At 36.1% G+C, this 20,318-nt stretch carries 14 protein-coding genes and 1 tRNA gene; 12 read left to right on the forward strand and 3 right to left on the reverse strand.

What is annotated here, in order from left to right:
- Positions 1-80: 80 nt before the first annotated feature.
- Complete coding sequence (locus tag BWGOE10_RS06225) at positions 81-2,033, reverse strand: hypothetical protein (protein ID WP_070141352.1); 1,953 nt, start codon at positions 2,031-2,033, stop codon at positions 81-83.
- A gap of 273 nt (positions 2,034-2,306) precedes the next feature.
- Here BWGOE10_RS06225 and BWGOE10_RS33290 point away from each other — a divergent pair, with 273 nt between their 5' ends.
- The 11 genes from BWGOE10_RS33290 to brxL all read left to right on the forward strand — a co-directional run bounded on the left by BWGOE10_RS33290 (position 2,307) and on the right by brxL (position 18,599).
- A complete protein-coding gene (locus tag BWGOE10_RS33290; RefSeq protein ID WP_236735955.1) occupies positions 2,307-2,519 on the forward strand; it encodes a hypothetical protein in 213 nt (70 codons plus the stop codon).
- Positions 2,520-2,668: 149 nt separating this feature from the next.
- On the forward strand, positions 2,669-3,127 hold the full coding sequence (locus BWGOE10_RS06235; protein WP_070168295.1) for a hypothetical protein: 459 nt from the start codon (positions 2,669-2,671) through the stop codon (positions 3,125-3,127).
- A gap of 111 nt (positions 3,128-3,238) precedes the next feature.
- Positions 3,239-3,451, forward strand: coding sequence for a helix-turn-helix domain-containing protein (locus BWGOE10_RS06240; protein WP_070141354.1), 213 nt, complete (start codon positions 3,239-3,241; stop codon positions 3,449-3,451).
- A gap of 63 nt (positions 3,452-3,514) precedes the next feature.
- Positions 3,515-4,675, forward strand: a complete 1,161-nt coding sequence (locus BWGOE10_RS06245) for a tyrosine-type recombinase/integrase (protein WP_070141355.1) — start codon at positions 3,515-3,517, stop codon at positions 4,673-4,675.
- A gap of 713 nt (positions 4,676-5,388) precedes the next feature.
- Positions 5,389-5,625: a TIGR04540 family protein gene (locus tag BWGOE10_RS06250; RefSeq protein ID WP_070141356.1), complete on the forward strand. Its 237-nt coding sequence runs from the start codon at positions 5,389-5,391 to the stop codon at positions 5,623-5,625.
- A 37-nt stretch (positions 5,626-5,662) separates the two neighbouring features.
- A complete protein-coding gene (locus BWGOE10_RS06255) occupies positions 5,663-6,253 on the forward strand; it encodes a DUF1819 family protein (protein ID WP_236735956.1) in 591 nt (196 codons plus the stop codon).
- A gap of 11 nt (positions 6,254-6,264) precedes the next feature.
- Complete coding sequence (locus BWGOE10_RS06260; RefSeq protein WP_070141358.1) at positions 6,265-6,831, forward strand: DUF1788 domain-containing protein; 567 nt, start codon at positions 6,265-6,267, stop codon at positions 6,829-6,831.
- Positions 6,832-6,849: 18 nt separating this feature from the next.
- On the forward strand, positions 6,850-10,419 hold the full coding sequence (brxC, locus tag BWGOE10_RS06265) for a BREX system P-loop protein BrxC (RefSeq protein WP_070141359.1): 3,570 nt from the start codon (positions 6,850-6,852) through the stop codon (positions 10,417-10,419).
- A gap of 14 nt (positions 10,420-10,433) precedes the next feature.
- Positions 10,434-13,889, forward strand: a complete 3,456-nt coding sequence (gene pglX, locus BWGOE10_RS06270) for a BREX-1 system adenine-specific DNA-methyltransferase PglX (RefSeq protein ID WP_070141360.1) — start codon at positions 10,434-10,436, stop codon at positions 13,887-13,889.
- An 83-nt stretch (positions 13,890-13,972) separates the two neighbouring features.
- Positions 13,973-16,525, forward strand: coding sequence for a BREX-1 system phosphatase PglZ type A (gene pglZ, locus BWGOE10_RS06275; RefSeq protein ID WP_321969980.1), 2,553 nt, complete (start codon positions 13,973-13,975; stop codon positions 16,523-16,525).
- 16 nt (positions 16,526-16,541) lie between these two features.
- The gene (gene brxL, locus BWGOE10_RS06280) at positions 16,542-18,599 is read left to right on the forward strand and encodes a protease Lon-related BREX system protein BrxL (RefSeq protein WP_070141362.1); all 2,058 of its coding nucleotides are present in this window, start codon (positions 16,542-16,544) and stop codon (positions 18,597-18,599) included.
- A 611-nt stretch (positions 18,600-19,210) separates the two neighbouring features.
- Here brxL and BWGOE10_RS06285 read toward each other — a convergent pair.
- Positions 19,211-19,283, reverse strand: a tRNA-Val gene (locus BWGOE10_RS06285).
- A 191-nt stretch (positions 19,284-19,474) separates the two neighbouring features.
- On the reverse strand, positions 19,475-19,699 hold the full coding sequence (locus BWGOE10_RS06290) for a hypothetical protein (protein WP_070141363.1): 225 nt from the start codon (positions 19,697-19,699) through the stop codon (positions 19,475-19,477).
- 283 nt (positions 19,700-19,982) lie between these two features.
- On the opposite strand from BWGOE10_RS06290, the gene BWGOE10_RS06295 reads away from it, so the two are divergent.
- A complete protein-coding gene (locus tag BWGOE10_RS06295) occupies positions 19,983-20,210 on the forward strand; it encodes a hypothetical protein (RefSeq protein ID WP_002064332.1) in 228 nt (75 codons plus the stop codon).
- Positions 20,211-20,318 lie beyond the last annotated feature (108 nt).

A 20,318-nucleotide genomic window follows, 5' to 3' on the forward strand; every position in this document is an offset into this window, starting at 1 on the left:
ATAGCCATCCTATTTTAGAACTAACTCTCCATTAGATATTTTAAAAATATTCATAGGAAGGAGAATTAGTTACGCAAAGATCAACGTTTAAAGTTAAATTCTTCTCCATTGAGCATGAGGGTGAGTTCCTTTTTCTTTTTTCCTCTCTTATAATTTTGTCTATCATAAACTTCTGTATCGTCAGCGAAAGCGTCTAAATCCAATTTTGGGTTTAATTCTTGTACAATGTCCGTAATTTCAGGTATTTTATCTGCATAAAAATCGATTACCCTACTTTTGCCTTCTTTGTTATCAGAAATTATTTGATATGGTTTTGTTACATTGTTCGTATTTTGATATGTTTGAACCCTAATAAAACCAAGTGATGATAATAATTTTCCTAATGTTTTGCTTTGATGACTGAACATAGGGACGAAGTTCTCCTGCCTGCTTAAATATTCATCCATAAATTGTAGTACTGAAGCCCATTGAAGCTTTAAACTGTTTTTATTCAAGTCCAATATTCCATAGACGTTTTGATCGTTATTTAATTTTGATCCATAAATAAGATCCACTGTTTCAATAACTCTAATCTTTTTTTCTATCAGTAATTTTTTTAGCACATCTATAAATTGCTCAATAAGAGGAGGAAGGACAACCTTTTTTTGTTCCATTAATACTGTTATTAGTATTTCTCGAGTTTTGTTACAGTGTTCTATATACTGCTCTGGTGTAATAAACCCCATTTCCTTTCCATAAGTCATATAGAAATTAAAACCTATAATCATGTGCGTGATACTATCAAGTACTCGAGCGTGTACAGTTACATCTATTTCTTTCCTTAATTTAATAAAATCGTAATGATAATCGTCCAATAAATTGTTATTTAGCCTAGCCTCCAACCATCTTAAGTAATTCTTTATACTTGTTTGCAAGTAAAGACCATTTTTATATTCTATAAATTTTTCTACTCGTTCTTTTTCAAAATTATTTTCAGTGGAATTGAAAATATTATCCATTTTAACGCGTATGAGCCTTGCTGCGGTTGAATGATTCTTTTCATTCATATCTATAAACTTTTCACCAGTAAACAGTATCATCCCTTTGGGAAGCACTTCATTATCTAAGGAATTGGACTTATCACTTAGAGAGCGAATCATCTTTTCAACCTTTGCCATCGTATTGTTTTCATCATTTTTATTTTTGGATGTACCAAAATCATCCAAGATTAATACGCAATCTTTATAATCTAAACTAGCTTTTTTCATAGTATTTCTAAATGTATCAACACGTAACATATTTGTTTTATCGAATACTTTAGAAAACAACTCTGCTATACTTGTTTTCCCAGTTCCTGACCTACCGTAAATCCAAAGGGAAAAGTTAGGACTTAAATCTTTGGTCTTGGTTAAAGGTGTTGTAAGCAATGAAGTTAACAGGAAACATAAAAGTGAGTAAGTAAGTTTAGGGTCACATAGATCGAGCATTTCCAAAGTATGTTTGAATGCCTCTTCCTCGGAGAGATTCGGATTAGCTAACAGATCAAATCCTTGTACCGATGTTTTTGTTTGTAAATTATTTTCTAGTGTAGATGGATATGAACCGCTTGAATATAGGTATACCCATTTATTGTTATAGACGTTCCAACCAATTGAGTCGAATTCTATTGACTTATTTACTTCCTTTGAAAGGAGGTACACAAAGTCTAATATTAATTCGAAATTTTCTTGTATTTTGGGATATACCTTGCAGAAGGGATTCCAATTTTTTATCCATTTTTTGTTGTTTAGGTCTTTCGTCAAAACCTCAATTCTCGGGAGTCTTTCTCTTCCTTTTATAATGCCTTCAAAAATATACTTATACTCTTCGTAAGCACCATTCGATTCTTTATAAATAATCTGAGTTAAAATCGGTAAAAAATTGCAAACTTTATTTTGTTTTCCATTTTTGGTAAGGAGTAAATCACCTTCTTCGTTTATTCCGTATTCATTATCAGTAAGTATTTTTTGGAAGTAAATAGGAAGTTTTAAAAGTTCTAATTGATTTTTATTCATTAAATTTATCTCCATTCATAAAAAATATGTGAAAATATGAAGTTTTTAGACTTTATATTTCATATTTTCATTTATTTTGTTATATAAAATATAAAACAAAATAAAGAAGAAGGATACAACATAATAAAAAATAATTAACCATAAACAATAGAGTAATAGCAAATTAAAATATTTTAGCCGTACATTACAATGTTGGGATTTTAAGAAAGGGGGTAGGTGTAACATATGTTTTAAAATTATGATGATGTAGTTATTGTTGAAGAGAAAATAGAAATGTTAGATATAGAAAGAAACAAGGCTTACGAATTACTAGAGTATGTCCTTACTAAAGTGCAAATTCAGATAGAAGAATATAAGCAAAAAAATGAATATCTTTGGGTTAATAAACGTAGGGAAATAGTCGCTGTTTTAATTTCTTGTAAAACGAGGGAATATGGGATGGACGAAACAGACAAAATTGTTAAAACAAATAGTGTAACGTTATAGTGGACGAATAAAGGCTTACAAAGGCTAGAAAAAAATTCTTTGAAAGCTGCACAATAATGAGAGTGGTAAAGAGATGGTTTCTACGCTTTGTAGAAAGAACATCTCTTTTTTATTTGGAGCAAGTTATAGAATACGACGAGGTGATTAATTTGAATACGATTGATGTTTTATATATTAAAAATATGGTAGTTAAGCGAATAAATGTACTGTTAAAAGATGTGAAAAACAGTGATGAATTGAATAGGAAGTTATGTGATTATGTGATCGAGTTAGGAAGGGAATTTGGGTATGAAGGAGCAAGGATGAAATTAGAAAATTATGCTATGAACAAAAGTGGTTATATTGACGTGATATGGATGAATGAGTTGGGAGATATTGAGTGGGCAATATCAATTGATGGAGGTTTGCGTAAAAGATCAATTGCTAAATTGCAAGCAGTTCATACCGAAAATAAATTATGGTTATATTATGGAAATTCAAAAAAACTAAGAAAATTTATAGAGAAAAATGATCCGAATGGTGACATTAAGGTTATACATTTAGGTGATTTTAGAAAGAAAATAAGGAATAAATCTGCTTCCAAAAATATGTTGAATAAAGCTTTTTAATATCAAATAACGAAAGATAATTACATTTAATTTCCCATAAACATTTAAGTAAAGATAGATTTTCTAGATATATATTATAAATTTGAGTGCTAAGAAAAGAGGTGATTGGCGGTGTTTGAGAATTATGATGATGTTGTACACGTAGAAGATTTAATGGAAATGTTAGACATTGGGCGAAATAAAGCATACGAATTATTACAATCAGGAAAAGTTAAATCATTTAAAATTGGAAAATCGTATCGAATTCCTAAGGTGTGTATTCAACAATATGTGCTTTCTAAAGTGAACATGAAAATAGAAGAGTTCACGGGAAATAGTTATTAATCTTTCAAGCAGCGATGAAATTGTCGCTGCTTTTTTAATTGTACATTTAGGAGAGTGAAGATAATGGCAGGCAGAACAGTAAAGAAAGATCAAAATACAAAGACATGGTATTTTATTTTAACACATGGAAAAAAAGATGACGGCAAACCAAGACAATTTAAAAAGAGAGGATTTAAAACAAAACAAGACGCTCAGAAAGCGATGTTAGATTTAGAACAATCACTAACATTGGGAACATATATTCAGCCAAATAAAATTCTCTATAAAGAGTATTTGTTAGAGCGATTTTTAGAAGATAAAATGACAAAGGTAAAGAAGCAAACTCTAAATACATATAGATGGGTTGTTGAAAAACATATCATCCCAGCAATAGGAGATGTGGAACTAACAAAACTTGATCCGATGATTATACAAGGGCTATATAACAAGCTAACAAAAGAAAAAGCTTTGTCGGATGAAAATATTCAAAAGGTACATACATTAATTAATGATTCATTGAAAAAAGCTGAAAGATGGGGACTAATAGCTCGTAATCCTGCTGCTCTTGTAGATCGGCCAAAAGCAGTGAAGAAAGAATTAACGGTATGGAATGTAGAAGAGGTAAGGCAGTTCTTGAAGTATGCTAAAAAGAGTGGAAGATACTATATAGCATTTTTACTAGCTTTAACAACAGGAATGAGACAAGGAGAAATATTGGGGCTTCGTTGGAAAGATGTAGATTTTGAAAATGGGTGTGTGCGTATTACTCAAACGCTTAGTAGTGATGGGAAAGACTTGTTGCCTTATACAAAAACAAAATCAGGTTCACGAACAATTGATTTACCAGAAGAAACGGTTACAGCTTTAAAAAAGCATTGGCTATTTATAAGAGGAGAAAGAGAAAAAAATTGTTCTTATAAGAATTTAGATTTAGTAGTATGTACAGAATTTGGTACCCCTACTCATAAAAGTAATATTCGCAGGGTCTTTAAATCTATTATTAAAAAAGCGGTTATCCCTAAAATTCGATTTCACGATATGAGGCATACTCATGCGACATTGTTGTTGCTACAAGGAGTAAATCCTAAGATTGTATCGGAACGGTTGGGGCATGCTGATGTAAGAATAACGCTTGATACATATAGTCATCTACTGCCGAGTATGCAGAAAGATACAGCTTTAAAATTTGGTGAAATGTTGTTTGGTGATGATGGTAAGTATCGAGTAGAAATTAATTTAGATTAAATTTATAATTTTTCTTAAAGGAAGTACCGCTTTTAGATTCATTCTCTCTCGGCATGACTCTTGTATGTTCTTATATCTATAAGAAGCTAAAGATTTTCATGGATGTGGAAGATATATTAGTTTGGGATATAGAGAATAAGGTCTCTCATAGTTATTTGAGATAAAAGTACTGCTTTTAGTATCGGATTTTTAAGGAGATTGTAGACACAACTGTTTGTGATTTGATGTTAGTATATGACTGAACTATGGCCAATAAGTGAAATTTAAAGAAGCGTGTATCTAAACATACGGAAAAAAGAAAAATCCTTGATCTCAAGGTTTTTTCTTTTTTTGTATGCGGTGGATAGCAGTTATAATGTGACAAATCTCTACGCTAATAAGGTAACGGCATATATTTTATTTAGTATCATATGGATCTCGTAAGTTGCGAGTTAAATGAAAAACGCCTTGTTATATACCGTGATGGTATCATCTCGACTGTGGAGTTGTTAAGGCGCTAATTTTCTTAGATAGAAATGGAGCTACACTACATATCCTTTAGCGGAGAGAGGCGGTTAATCAGGGGAGGAAAGACTCTTTTTTATATGTTTTTTAGAGAATATAAGTTGTAAAGGTATATAATTTGCTGTTTATTTGTTGGGGCTTGTGTTGCCTTACCACTTGAGTAAGAGTAAAATAAGAAATAAGTAAAGATAGGATTCGAGGTGGTCTTTGTGGAGTTGAAATTGTTTTACCGTACACAGAGGGATTTAGCTACAGCGTTAAACAAATTAGTCGACGCGTATTGGCAAGAGCAAATTAAAGAGCAAGAGCTAATTGAGGGTGTTAAAAACATGCATGAAAACAACCAGGGTAAGCTTATGAAAAATAATCAATTCACGAAAGTCATTCAACAACAATGCGGAAAGAGACGATTAGTTGTAGTGGAGCGGATTTTGGAAATTGGATAGTTGCTTAGTTTTGTGTGAAAGGTCGGGTTGAATGAGAATGAAATTAGAGTATTCTTCAAGTTTGAACGGTGCTTCTTATTTGTTATTTGAGCTAAAACAGGTGGTTAAACTGAAACGATGTGGTCTCTCAATACAAGAAATAAGAAAAAAAGTCGTAGAAGAGAACGTTTTTCAATTTACGAATAAAGGAAGAATAAATCGAGCGTTACCTTCAGTTATGAGGAGAGCAGAGGTCATTGATCATGTCTTGGCCCAACTTATGACGGAAGGCTCTATAGAAATGAGTAAAGTAATCAATTTGTATGCCATCATGAAAACGGATTTGCTCTTTTATGAATTCATGGATGAAGTGGTAAGTGAAAAACTTCAAAATAATGATTCTGTAATTGAAAAGAAAGACATCAATCTGTTCTTTACTGTCAAGTCGGAACAAAGCGAAAAAGTCGCAAATTGGAGTGACATAAATATAGAGAAGTTAAAACGATCGTACATGCAGGTGCTGTTCGAAAGTGGTATGCTGAGAGATCGACGTAGTAAAGAAGTGAACCGTCTGATCATCGATGAACAGATAAAAGACCATCTTACATATATTGGTGATGTCAAATATGTTCGTGTTATGGGTGAATAAGGGGTGACAACGTGGTGAAGTTGAATGCAAGATTGGATCAAATCATACCAAAAATACAGGAAGAGAAATTTATTGATGGGCGTGGGCTTGGCAATGAGATTAGCTTTTATGTGTTCGATTACGAACCAGAAGGTGAACTCGTCGTTCGGGATTACATCCAGCACATAAAAAAAGAGTTCAGCTATGAAGGATCAAACAGACAGATCATTGAGTTCGATTTGTATAAGATGCTCTTAGAGATTGCGAAAGAACGAAAGATTTTTGATCGCATCTTTGACATGGAAGAAAGGCAAGGGAAGGATGCATTGTTCAGAGCGATGACGACATTTGCGAAACCTAACATCTTCTTGCAGAAAATCCAGGAACAGATAGGCGATCATAATGTTGTCTTCTTAACAGGAGTGGGGAAAGTGTATCCGTTTGTTCGCTCTCATAACATATTAAACAACTTACAGGAAGTGCTCGATAAAATACCTGTCATTATGTTCTTTCCAGGTAAGTACGATGGTCAGCTCTTACAGCTGTTTGGGAAATTCAAAGACGACAATTATTACAGAGCATTTCGCTTAGTCGATTAAAGGGATAGGGGAGTTCAGATGATTATTAAAGACATTTTTCAAAAAGATATTGAACGTGATATTCGTGGTGTTATTAAAGTTGCCCAAACTGATGAATCCAACATTTATCAAGAACTGGATGAATACGTTGTTACTCGTGAACTACATAAGCATTTATCAAAATTCTATGAGAACTATCAAAAAGGATTAAATGGTGCAACTGACAAAATGGGTGTGTGGATTTCGGGGTTCTTTGGCTCTGGTAAATCACACTTTTTAAAAATTCTCGCGTATTTGCTGGAGAACCAGAAGGTAAAAGGCAAACCAGCGATTAATTTCTTTGCGGATAAAGTGCAGGACCCAATTGTGTTAGCTAATATGCAACGGACAGCCGATGTGGAAACGGAAGTCATTCTCTTTAATATTGACTCTAAAGGTTCACTCGATAATAAATCAAAAGAAGATGCGATTCTGCGTGTCTTCATGAAGGTGTTTTATGAGCATCGTGGCTATTACGGGGATATTCCAGGCGTTGCTGAGATGGAGAAGTATTTGGACAAGCAGGGTGTATATGAAGCTTTTAAAATAGAATTCCATGCTTTAGCAGGCGAGTCATGGGAAGATCGTCGTAATAGCTTCTATTTTGATGCGGACTTTGTAATTGGTGCGTTGACAAAAGTCACCGATATGACGGAAGATTCTGCACGAAACTGGTTTGAAAACGGTGTGAACAACTTTGAAATTAGCATTGAAAAGTTCGCCAAAGATGTAAAAGAATATATTGATCAAAAAGGAAAGGATTTTCATCTTATCTTCTTGGTTGATGAGATTGGCCAGTATATTGGAGATAGCCGTAGTCTAATGCTGAACTTGCAGACGGTGGCAGAAGACCTTGGGACACATTGTCAGGGGAAAGTATGGATCATGGTCACATCGCAAGAGAGTATTGACAGCATCGTCAAAGTAAAGGGTGATGACTTCTCTCGTATTCAAGGACGTTTTGATACGAGACTATCTTTATCATCAATTTCGGTCGATGAAGTCATTAAGAAGCGGATTCTTCTGAAAAAAGACTTTGCCAACGATAAGTTGAAAGTAATGTTCCCTGAAAAAAGTGCCATCTTGAAAAACCTCATCAGTTTCCGAGAAAGTACAGCGGATTTGCGTGGCTATGACAATGAACAGGAGTTTGCGGATGTGTATCCATTCATCCCATACCAATTTAAGTTGTTGCAGAACGTGTTTGAACAAGTAAGGAAGCACGGTTCATCTGGTAAACACTTATCAGAAGGAGAGCGTTCTATGTTATCTGCCTTCAAAGAAGCAGGGCTTCGCTACAAGGATGCTGAAGAAGGGGCACTTATTCCGTTTCATGCTTTTTATGACACAATTAAAGAGTTTCTCAATCCTTCGATTTCAAGGGTCATTGAAGGGGCATACGAAAACCCTGTGTTAAAAGATGATAACTTTAACATCGACTTGTTGAAAGTGTTATTTATGATCAAGTACATTAAAGAACTGCCAGCGAATATCGACAATATCGCAACGCTAATGGTGACACATATTGATGAAGATAAGCTTGAACTAAAAGCAAAAATTAAAGAATCCCTAAGAAAACTCATTTCGCAAACGTTGATTCAAAAAAATGGCGATTACTACTTGTTCTTGACGGATGATGAGCAGGACATTAACCGAGAGATTAAAACATTAAGCATCGAGGAAGACCTGGTCAAGCGTGAGCTAGCGACATATATTTTTCAGGATCTTTACGATGAAAAACGATTCCGTTATTCTAGTGAATATTCATTTTCTTACAATCAAAAAATGGATGAGAAAAACTATGGAAACCAGACATCAAGTATTGGGATGCAAATTCTGTCACCGCTATCTGACTATTATCAGAAGTCTGAGCAAGAACTGATGATGATGACATCAGGAAGTGGAGAAATGATCATCAAGCTTGCTGGTAATGAGTCATATGTAGAGGAAATAGAAGAAGCACTTCGAATCGAGGAATTCCGTAAGAAAAAGAATGTCACTCAGCTGCCAGAAAGCATCCAAAACATCTTGAACAACAAGCAGGCGGAAGTACGAGAACGTAGACGCCGAGTACGTGAACTGTTGGAAGAGGCAATTAAGGATGGGGCGTTCTATGTCAATGGCGACAACGTAGACATTAAAGGCCCTTCTGTTCGGGAGAAAATCAATGCAGCATTTAAGTTATTGGTCGATAATGTTTATACGAAACTCGGCTATGTAAAAGAGCATATGGAAAATGAGCGGGGTTTAATCTCGATTTTAGCTTCCAATGACGATCAAATTTCCTTTGACGACACTCTAAAAACGAATCCGAATGAACTCGCAAAAAGAGAAGTATCTGATTTTATCAGTTTGCAAGATGACCTTAAAAAGCAAGTGCGTGTCAAGATCTTATATGATCGCTTCCAGGACAAACCATATGGCTGGAAAACACTCGATATAGCGGTGTTAATTGCTCAACTGTTGAAGGAGCAACGTATCCGTATTCGTTATAACGCCGAATACTTGGAGTCAGAAGAAAATACCAATACACTTGTTACGGTCTTTACCAAAACAGCTGAAGCTGATAAAGCGATTATAGTCAAACGGGTTAAAGTAGATGAAGCTCTAATCCGCACAGCTAAACGGGTGTGTAAAGAAGTTTTTAATAAGACAGATTTAGCTGATGATGAGGATGGGTTGGTAAAAGATATTCGTACGCTCATTGACCAGCAAATAGCTGAAATTAATGCATTAAAAGCACGTTACGAAGACAGACAATACCCAGGGATGAGCTTACTGAATAAAGGATCGGAGTACTTTGAGCAGTTTCACAAAGGGCTGGATAATGCTTCTTTCTTTACGAAGCTGAAAGAGCTGGAAGATGACCTGGCCTACTGGGAAGAAGATGTAGTATATGTGAAAGGTTTCTTCAGCACAAACCAGAAGGGAATTTTTGACCAAGGTTTGAAGGGGCTGAAAAAGTATGAAGAAAACAAGGCATACTTGTCAGGAGAAGAAGTGGAAGGGGTTATGGATAAGCTCCGTTCGATTCTACAAGATCCAATTCCATACAAAAAGATAAAAGACATCCCTGAGCTGATTTATGCGATGGAAGAGCATATTGACGCTGTACTTACAGAGAAAAAAGCAAATGCAAAAGAAAAGTTAAAAGTAGATTATGACTACTTATCATTACAGGCCAAGCAATATGGCGTGTCTAATGAAACGAAACAGAGTGTTGATATTTATTACAACGAACTTAACGAAAATCTTGATTCTTTTACGGATATTTTTAAAGTCGATGCGACCATTTCCCAAAGTACGAGCTTCAAAGAAAGAATGGAAAAAAGCATTCATCAGGAAATCATCGAGTGGCAACGTAAAAAAGCTGAGGAACAGAAAATGATAGGCACAGGTGTAGTTGAGCGCCCTGAGCCAACTGTCCAAAAAGAAACGGTGAAAGTGTTCAATCTTGTTAGAGTCACAACACTAACGACGGAGGAAGACGTGGATCAGTATATCAATACCCTTTCCGATAAATTGAAGAAGATCATTAAATCGAATAAACAAATTGAGTTTATTGACTAAGAGGTGAAAACGTTATGAATAAAACAGCATTGAGAAACTTTGCAACAAGCGCCAGGAAAGAGTTGTTAAAAAAAGTTGAAGCAAGGGCATTGAAGCTTGGAATTACAGCTGATTCTATCAAAAAAGCAGACCTTGAAAGTTCGGATGCCATCTTTATTGATGGCAAACAGCTTTCAAGGGAAAAACGTATTCAGCGGAATAAACTGATTGACCGAATTAAACAAATCGGTTTCAACCAAGTGATAGAAGAAGTAGCGTATACATGGTTCAACCGTTTTACCGCCCTCCGTTTTATGGAAGTGAATGACTATCTTCCAACGAAAGTGAGAGTACTTTCTTCAATTCATGCGGTCAGTGTCGAGCCGGATATGATGAAAGAAGCTTTGTCGCTCGATTTGGACTTGGACAAAGAGCATATCTATGAGCTAAAAATGAACAACAATACAGAGGAGCTATTCAAATATCTCATTATCAAACATTGTAATGACTTAAATCGATATATGCCTTTTATGTTTGAAACAATTGACCACTATACGGAAATCCTGTTTCCAGAAGGGCTATTAGCAACGGATTCATTCATTCGTCAAATGACAAATACAGAAGTCATTCCAGAAGATCATTGGGAAAGGGTTGAAATTATCGGATGGCTCTATCAATATTACATTGCTGAAGAAAAAGATCGTGTAATCAAGGCGAAGAAGAAATATAAAACGGAAGAGATACCTTTCGCCACTCAGCTTTTCACTCCTGAGTGGATTGTTCGCTACATGGTGCAAAATGTATTAGGGCGTTACTGGATTGAATCACATCTAGAACATCGAGACTTGATCAGAAATTGGGAGTTTTATCTGGAAAACCCGAATCCTGAACCTGGCTTTGAAGAGAAGTTGGCTCCGTACATCAATAAGGAGCTAAAAGTAGAAGACATTAAATGTTTTGATCCTGCCATGGGTAGTGGACATATTCTTGTTTATATGTTTGATGTACTCTACGAAATCTACATTAAATGTGGCTATATGGAACGAGAAATTCCGAGACTCATTATTGAAAACAATTTGTACGGACTGGACATTGATGACCGTGCCTATCAGCTTGCAAGTTTTTCAGTTGTCATGAAAGCGTTAGAATACAATAAACGCTTTTTTAGAAGTATCGAAAGAGACGGTTTGGCACTTCACTTGGCATCCATTCAAGAAACAAATGGATTAACAGATGAAGATATTGTATATATGGCAGGAGCAAATGTCGGAGAGAATCTCGACAAGATGAAAGCATTCCTTGAGCAGTTTAAAGACGCTAAGACAATTGGTTCTTTAATAAAATTGGAGCTTTTCGACAAAGAGTTTATCAAGAAGAGAATACAAGAAATTAAGGATACCCCTTTTGAAGATTTATTCGAATTTGAAATGAGGGATAGAACGCTTGAATTGTTACAAAAAAGCTTGCACCAAGCTACAATCATGGAGCAAAAATACGATATATTCATTACGAATCCGCCCTATGTAGGGAATAAGTATTTAACTACCGAGGCGTCAAGCTACTTGACGAAGCATTATCCAGATGTCAAATCGGATCTATTTTCAGCATTCATTGAATATAGCTTTTATGCAACAAAACAAAATGGTCAGATGGGCTTCATGACTCCGTTTGTGTGGATGTTTATTTCTTCATATGAAAAACTAAGACAAAATATAATTAGCAGTCGTAATATTAGCAGTTTGATTCAATTAGAGTATTCAGGGTTTGATGAAGCCACAGTGCCAATTTGTACATTTACTTTACGAAATTATTACAGTGAAATAACTGGCGAGTATATTAAACTCTCTGACTTTAGAGGAGCAAGAAATCAGCCTAGCAAAACGCTAGAGGCTGTTTGTGATCCAAATGTTTATTATCGGTATACTTTTAGCCAATCTACTTTCAGTGACATTCCGGGAAAACCGATTGCATATTGGATAAGTGATAATTTCGCAAAAGTATTTAGTTGTAACAAAAAGATAGGTGATATAGCAGTAACTAAGCAAGGTTCTACATTGGGGAATAATAAAGCTTTTTTAAGGTTGTGGCACGAAGTTGATTTGAATAAAAAAAGTAAATGGTTCCCTTGCTTAAAAGGGGGACCATATAGAAAGTGGTATGGAAATCACGACTATGTTATCAATTGGGAAAACAACGGTGAGGCTATAAAGAAGACAGGCAGGGCAACAATCAGGAGTGAGAAATTACTTTTCAATGAAGGAATCAATTGGTCAAATATAACCAGTGGGAGTTCATCATTCAGAATAATGGAGGAGGGTTACTTTTTTGAAAGTACATCAAGTGTTTGCTTTCCAGAAGAAAGAACTTTATATGTTTTAGGAATGTTAAATACAAAGATTTCAGAAATAATAACCAAAATATTGAATCCCACACTACACCTACAGTCTGGAAATGTAGCAGATATGCCATTCTTTTTTGCCGGAAAATTAGTTGAAGACGTTGAAAAAATTGTAAAAGAAAATATAAAAATATCAAAGCAGGAATGGGATTACTATGAAACATCATGGAATTATAAATCTCATCCATTCTTATTATTTAGATCACATACCGTTGAGAAAAGTTATGAATTATGGGCCAAAAATGCAGAAGAAAATTTTTATATAATAAAACAAAATGAGGAAAAGTTAAATAAAGATTTTATCTCTCTTGTTAATTTAGAAGAGGAATTCACCCCAGAAATTGAGGACAAAGATGTAACAATACGAAAGGCTAACCTGGAGCAAGATATGAAGAGTTTTATCTCCCATGCTATTGGATGTTTATTTGGCCGCTATTCTTTAGACGAAGATGGGCTTATTTATGCAGGGGGAGAGTTTGATCCTTCTCGTTATAAAAAATACCCAGCGGATAAGGATAATATCCTCCCAATCTTGCCAGGTGCTTATTTCGATGATGACATCGTTTCAAGGTTTATCGATTTTGTTAGAGAAACATACGGGGAAGAATCGCTTGCGGAGAATCTAAACTTTGTGGTAGATGCCCTTGGTCGAAAAAAAGGTGAAACGGCAAGGGAAACGCTTCGACGTTATTTCTTGAATGATTTTTACAAAGAGCATGTGCAGACATATAAGAAACGACCAATTTATTGGCTGTTTACGTCAGGAAAAGAGAAAGCGTTCAACTGTTTAATCTACATGCATCGCTATGATAAGACCACACTATCTCGAATTCGTACTGATTATTTACATGAGTCCCAGATTCGGCTTGATGCAGAGAAAAAGGATTTGCTTAATATCATTGAAGGAGATTCTACAGCGAAAGAAATCAGCAATGCTAAGAAAGAGTTGAAGGCAATCAACAAGAAGATTGATGAGCTAAAAGCGTATGATGAGCTTTTACATCATATGGCAGATATGCAGATTGAAATTGACCTCGATGACGGGGTGAATGTGAATTATGAAAAATTCAAAGGGCTTGTTGCCAAAATGTAATAAAGTCATACGGGGATACACCAGCGATGGCTGGTGTGTCTTTGTTCTATAATGGGTGTAGAGAGTAGGTAGAAGCAATGAACATGGGTCAGATTGTGTCTGCATTATCGGACATTTTTAATGAACCTTTAAAAGACGGAGAACAGCGGAAAATTGTGTTCTGGTTAGACAAGGATAACGAATTTACGGAAGAAATCGGGCAGTTGACGCTGGATGGAGTAATAGTTCATGTATTAACGGATCGTAATCAGTTTTACACGAAGTATTTGGTGGAGGAAGAAAACCCGACTTCTTCCTATTTGATTTATACAAGCATAGAATTAGGTGTGGAAGACAATTGGCTTGCGGATACGGTGTTATACTCGAAAACGTTTTATGCAGATCGGGTATCACTCATTTTGAGTGATCTACATATTGATCCATCATTGCGTGGAGTTATTAAAAAATACGAGCGATTTTTTAATAACAAGGAACGATTCAGGAAGTTTCAGGCATACGAAATTGATTTGTACTCAGAAGAAGTGATAGAGCTTGCGATCATGAGTGTATTATGTAACGTGAAGACCCCTGATTTTGAAGCTGTGTTAAAAGTAATATTAATGGATATGCTGGATGACAATGAGAACAAATATTTATCGCTTATTGGAAGGTTCTTTGATTCTAATGTGTTCTGGACATACGTGGGGAACCACTATGGATATGAGCGAGAAGAAAAGACGCTAAAAACCTTGTTCATTCATTTGACAGTGACAGCATTCAGCCACTCAGTGAATGAGGAATATTTAACCGATGTAAAGAGCTTTATCGCTGAGCGAAACAAAACGAATGCTCTAGTATTCATCGACCATTGGATGCATCATAAGACAGATTGCGTTGTGTTTGATGAGTATGCGGAAATAGTAGAACAGGAAATCCAATTTTCGCGAATCGTTAAATCTATTCCAGTGGAAGAATTCAAGCAGGCGGATACATTCCCGTATTTAGATCGAGCAATCATTATTTACATTGCTAATAGCCTTGTGACCAATCTTGAAGATTACGAGGAATACACGAAGCTCATTAAGTTGAGACGAGTGAAGCATTACTATGAAAAGTATGCGTCGGTTTATGAAGCTCTTTACTATACGGTGAAAATGCATGAATTTTACAAAAAATACCATCAAGGTATTCCGCAAGGGCGAGCAATTGACCTGTATCAATCGTATGTCAAAGAGTACTACTGCATGGATACATACTATCGCAAGTTCTATGTAGCCTATGACGAAGAAAGTAACCATGAGCTGTTGAAAAAGCTGAAGACTCTCGTTGAAAACTTGTATACGAACTGGTATATGGGTGAGTTAAGTTCTCACTGGTCTCAGGCGGTAAATGTGGAAATGACGCAGGAGTGGTCGCTTCCTGGTGTGCGGAATCAACAGGCCTTCTATTCTTCTGTCATTGCCCCAAAAATCCGCAACGGTGATCGAGTGTTTGTCATTGTATCTGATGCGATGCGTTATGAAATTGGCGTAGAGCTTGCGGAACGGCTGAATGCGGAAACTATAGGTGTGTGTGACGTACAAACGTTACTTGGCGTTGTGCCGTCTGTCACGAAGTTGGGCATGGCATCGCTCCTCCCACACAAAGACATTGACTTCGATGCAAACGGTCGTGTGCTTGTTGATGGGAAAGATTCAGCGGGACTTGAAAACCGCAAAAAGATTATTGAATTAGAAGTGGAAGACAGCTTTGCTATTCATTTCCAGGACGTGCTGACGATGAATAAAGCGGGTAGACGGGAGACATTTAAAGGAAAAAAACTGATTTATTTCTACCATGATACAATTGATGCAATGGGGGATAAAGCATCAACAGAAGTATACACATTTAATGCAGTGGAAACAGCGTTGAACCAGTTATATGAATTGGTAAAAATCATTAGGGACGATCTAAGCGGAACGAACATTTATATTACAGCCGATCATGGTTTCCTTTACCAGCGGGATGCGTTGGAAGAAAGTGATAAGATTGAAAAAGAGCTAATGGATACGATTGAAGTAAAGCGTCGTTATATGCTGTCAAAAGAACATCGTAAAGTATCAGGACAACTAGCGATTGATTTATCAACCGTTGTGAAAAACGAACAGCAATTGACGGCGTATGTACCGAATGCAACGATCCGTTACCGAATGCAAGGATCAGGAGTGAATTTTGTCCATGGCGGTGCGAGCTTGCAAGAAATTGCTGTTCCGTTGCTGTCATTTAAAAACAAACGAGCAGGACAAAAGGGATCACAAGCAATTCAAAAAGTAGATATTAAACTTACAAATACGACACGCAAAATCACGAACAGTATTTTCCACTTGGAGTTCTTTCAGACGGAAAAAGTCGAAGATAAGGTCATTCCTCGCACGGTTGTTATTTACATGACAGATTCAGAAGGAAATGTGCTGTCTAATGAGGAAACCATTATCGGAGATCGTCTATTTGATAATCCAGCTGACCGTACATTTAAACTTCGGTTTGTGCTGAAAAGCATTTCATATGATCGCAATAAGGAATATTATTTGTTGGTAAAAGATATAGAAACTGGCGTTGTCGTCGAAAAAGTGCTGTTTTCGATCAACTTAGGAATTGTGAGTGACTTTGATTTTTGAGTGAGGAGGGATGTAAATGGAAGAGAGTATAAATGAGGTATCAACATTAGATATTGATAAAAAACTGAATGATGTTTTCGCTGGTCGTGTCGTTCGAAAAGACTTAACAAAGTTGATAAAAGAAGGAGCGAACGTTCCCATCTATGTGCTTGAATACCTGCTTGGCATGTATGCAGCTACAGATGATGAGGAAAGTATTCAGGAAGGCGTGGAGCGTGTTAAGAAGATCCTTTTCGATAACTTTGTCCGACCAGATGAGGCGGAAAAAATTAAATCACGCATTCGTGAACTTGGGCAATATTCGATTATTGATAAAGTGACCGTTGCGTTGAATCCGAAGATTGACACATATGAAGCAGAGTTTTCCAACCTGGGATTAAAGGGTGTACCGATTCCTTCGAATTTCGTTAAAGAGTTTGACAAGCTTTTGGTTGGTGGCATTTGGTGTATGGTCAAGATTGATTATTTTTATGATGAAGAAGTAAAAAACACGAATCCATTTAGTGTAAGTAGTTTAAGGCCGATTCAAATGCCAAATATGGATATTAATGAAGTGTTTGAAGGGCGAAAGAGCTTTACGAAAGATGAATGGATTGATATTCTAATTCGTTCGACGGGAATGGAGCCGACGCAATTGGAAGAGAGAGTAAAGTGGCATCTTTTGTTGCGGCTCGTTCCACTCGTTGAAAATAACTATAATATGTGCGAACTCGGTCCCCGTGGAACAGGAAAGTCGCATGTATACAAAGAGATTTCGCCCAATTCAATATTAGTGTCAGGCGGACAATCCACCGTTGCTAATCTTTTCTATAACATGTCTTCGAGGAAAATCGGGCTTGTTGGTCTGTGGGACTGCGTAGCCTTTGATGAAGTGGCTGGCATCCGTTTTAAAGATAAGGATGGTATCCAAATCATGAAAGATTATATGGCATCAGGATCGTTTGCGAGGGGAAAAGAAGAAAAAAATGCTTCTGCTTCCATGGTGTTTGTGGGGAATATCAACCAGAGCGTGGATACACTTATTAAAACATCTCATTTGTTCGCGCCATTCCCTGAAGAGATGGCGAATGATACGGCATTCTTTGATAGGATGCACTATTATCTTCCTGGGTGGGAAATCCCAAAAATGAGACCTAACTTCTTTACCGATAAGTATGGATTTATCGTTGATTATATCGCCGAATTTTTTAGGGAAATGCGTAAGCGTTCATTTGCTGATTCCGTAGATCGTTACTTCAAACTGGGCAATAACCTAAATCAACGGGATACGGTAGCTGTTCGTAAAACGGTGTCGGGAATGGTTAAACTCATATACCCGCATGGCATTTATACGAAAGAAGATATAATGGAAATCTTGCACTATGCATTGGAAGGTCGCCGTCGTGTAAAAGAACAGCTTAAAAAGATCGGAGGCATGGAGTTTTATGATGTCATGTTCTCCTATTTAGATAAAGAGTCGATGGAAGAGGAGTATATCTCTGTTCTAGAACAAGGAGGCGGAAAACTCATCCCAGAGGGCATGGGAAAGCCGGGGCATGTCTATGTAGTGGGGCATGGTAATTCGGGTATGATTGGTGTATACAAGCTTGAAAACCAGGTGGTTAGTGGCACAGGGAAATTTGATAAGTCGGGTGTCGGCTCGCATCGAGGAGCAAAGGAAAGCCTGGACACGGCCTTCCGTTACTTCACCGCCAACAGCAAAAGTATCAGCAACACAATCAGCACGAAGACGAAAGATTACCTAATGCATATTAGTGATTTGCAAGGGATTGGATTGACAGATGAACTGGCAATTGCAGAGCTAATTGGGTTGTGCTCAGGAGCATTGGATAAACCAGTTCAGGAAAGTACCGTCGTCATTGGCAACATGACAGTCGGTGGCACGATTGCAAAAGTAGAGGAGTTTGCGAATATTTTGCAGGTGTGTGTTGATGCAGGAGCGAAGAAAGTGTTGATTCCAGCATCATCAGTAATGGACCTCCAGACAGTTCCACCTGATTTGTTGGTAAAAGTGCAACCAGTGTTTTATTCAGACTCGACAGACGCGGTGTTTAAGGCACTGGGAGTAAGTTAATCAAGTTTAAAATAAAAAGATAAAGAAAATGAAAAGGAATCAGTTTTTACTGATTTTTTTATACTATTTTTAAGAGGAAATACAAAAAAATATAGCATGGAGAAGGTATAATGCAAATTCACTCAAGAGAGTATTCAATTCTTACACTATAGGAAGTTTTGAAAAAGAAAGAGATTGTACATAAATCGGACGATTTTGTTATTAGAAAAGTGCAGTATAGAGAGTATCAAAATTAAAATATTATCTTAGCTGACAGTCATTTAGGTGATGCAATTAGGAAGGGTGAGAGGCAAGTAATCGACTGGAAATATCGGATGGAAGCGAGTTATGCAATAATCTAAATACGAGTCTCTTGATTAAGAACCTACAGACTTTTATTGAATCGGTAATGAAAATCACTAACCGTGAATTGATATAGTTACTTATCGATGGAATTTATTAATATATGTTTAAAATGTATCTATTCGAAATCCACACAAAAAAGCAATTATTGACCCAAAGAAACAGTTATTGACCAAATCTTGACCAAGAAGCAAAGAATTTACCTTTTAAAAAAAGACAAAGGTCTGCTACATAAAGAAAACCCCTTGACTATCAAGGGGTTTCTTATATGATCCCGACTGGCCTCGAACCAGCGACCTCCACCCTGTCAAGGTGGCGCTCTCCCTGCTGAGCTACGGGATCTTCAATAAATGCTTATGTAACAGCATCTTTAATCATTATGCTAAAGCAATTATATATAATTAACTGAAATTTTACAATATTTTCGTAGTAATCTTTTAAAGGTAAAGTATTTGGAATCACGCTAGTAGTGTATTAAGGAATATATAAGAAGAGCATTTAATTGAAAGTGGATTTTGAATAAACCGGTTATATTATGATTTCCGATACCAATCCAAAGGACCTTCATCACTCAAATCAACTAGAAAAGGGAATAAGAAGTGTAAAGGTAAGCTTATAAGTTCTGGCATGGCATTCAATGTTTTCTTTGATATATATTGTCTTCCGAAGCAATACGGACAATCTTTTTCAAACGTTATGAGTATTGACCATATATCTTTTACTTTCCACTTCGTTTTACAATATGTACAACGCGCCATGGAGTTCCTCCTCATATTAAGGTATTTTCTAATATATTCGATTTCATTGTACTAAAGTCAAGTGTGTTTGGTGTGATATAATGTAAGTTGGTTTGTTTTTTTATATGGATGTATTCCGTAATTTATGACTAAATGAATGTAGTGTGAGGGTTATATAATAAGAAATTTTCATTTTTAATATGCAAATTGGCCAATATATCCTTTTTACAATTTTCAAGAAATCATGTATAAAAGAAGTACAAGATATTTATAAATATTCAGGAGTAGAGGGAGAATAATTGTAATGGTAAGAAAAACGTTCAAGATGCGTGTGTCTAGAAATAGAACGATTTCGATTGATGGTTCGATTCTTGATGTGGATGTGACGCATGATGAGTTTTTGCAAGAGTTCGTTGAGTGGGTCGATTCTAAAGGGTGGTCATTTATGGGGATGACGGATGAGATTACGGCCGAGGAAGCTGGACAAAAGTTAATAGATTCGTTGATTGATGAGAAGGATAAGAAAGAGTAATTCCTTCTTATTTTTTATTGTATATTTATGTTATTTATCGTAAAAGTATGATATAGTAAAAAACAGTAAATATTCTTCCAATTTAATACAAATTACATATAGATTGGT

The sequence above is a fragment of the Bacillus mycoides genome, assembly GCF_001757995.1.
GTDB classification, from domain to species: Bacteria; Bacillota; Bacilli; order Bacillales; family Bacillaceae_G; genus Bacillus_A; species Bacillus_A mycoides_B.

Excerpts from the sequence above, each read along its gene's own strand:
- BWGOE10_RS06225 (WP_070141352.1), bottom strand. The coding sequence starts at position 2,033 with ATGAATAAAAATCAATTAGAACTTTTAAAACTTCCTATTTACTTCCAA.
- BWGOE10_RS33290 (WP_236735955.1), top strand. The coding sequence starts at position 2,307 with ATGTTAGATATAGAAAGAAACAAGGCTTACGAATTACTAGAGTATGTC.
- BWGOE10_RS06245 (WP_070141355.1), top strand. The coding sequence starts at position 3,515 with ATGGCAGGCAGAACAGTAAAGAAAGATCAAAATACAAAGACATGGTAT.
- BWGOE10_RS06255 (WP_236735956.1), top strand. The coding sequence starts at position 5,663 with ATGAAATTAGAGTATTCTTCAAGTTTGAACGGTGCTTCTTATTTGTTA.
- brxC (WP_070141359.1), top strand. The coding sequence starts at position 6,850 with ATGATTATTAAAGACATTTTTCAAAAAGATATTGAACGTGATATTCGT.
- pglX (WP_070141360.1), top strand. The coding sequence starts at position 10,434 with ATGAATAAAACAGCATTGAGAAACTTTGCAACAAGCGCCAGGAAAGAG.
- pglZ (WP_321969980.1), top strand. The coding sequence starts at position 13,973 with ATGGGTCAGATTGTGTCTGCATTATCGGACATTTTTAATGAACCTTTA.
- brxL (WP_070141362.1), top strand. The coding sequence starts at position 16,542 with ATGGAAGAGAGTATAAATGAGGTATCAACATTAGATATTGATAAAAAA.
- BWGOE10_RS06290 (WP_070141363.1), bottom strand. The coding sequence starts at position 19,699 with ATGGCGCGTTGTACATATTGTAAAACGAAGTGGAAAGTAAAAGATATA.
- BWGOE10_RS06295 (WP_002064332.1), top strand. The coding sequence starts at position 19,983 with ATGGTAAGAAAAACGTTCAAGATGCGTGTGTCTAGAAATAGAACGATT.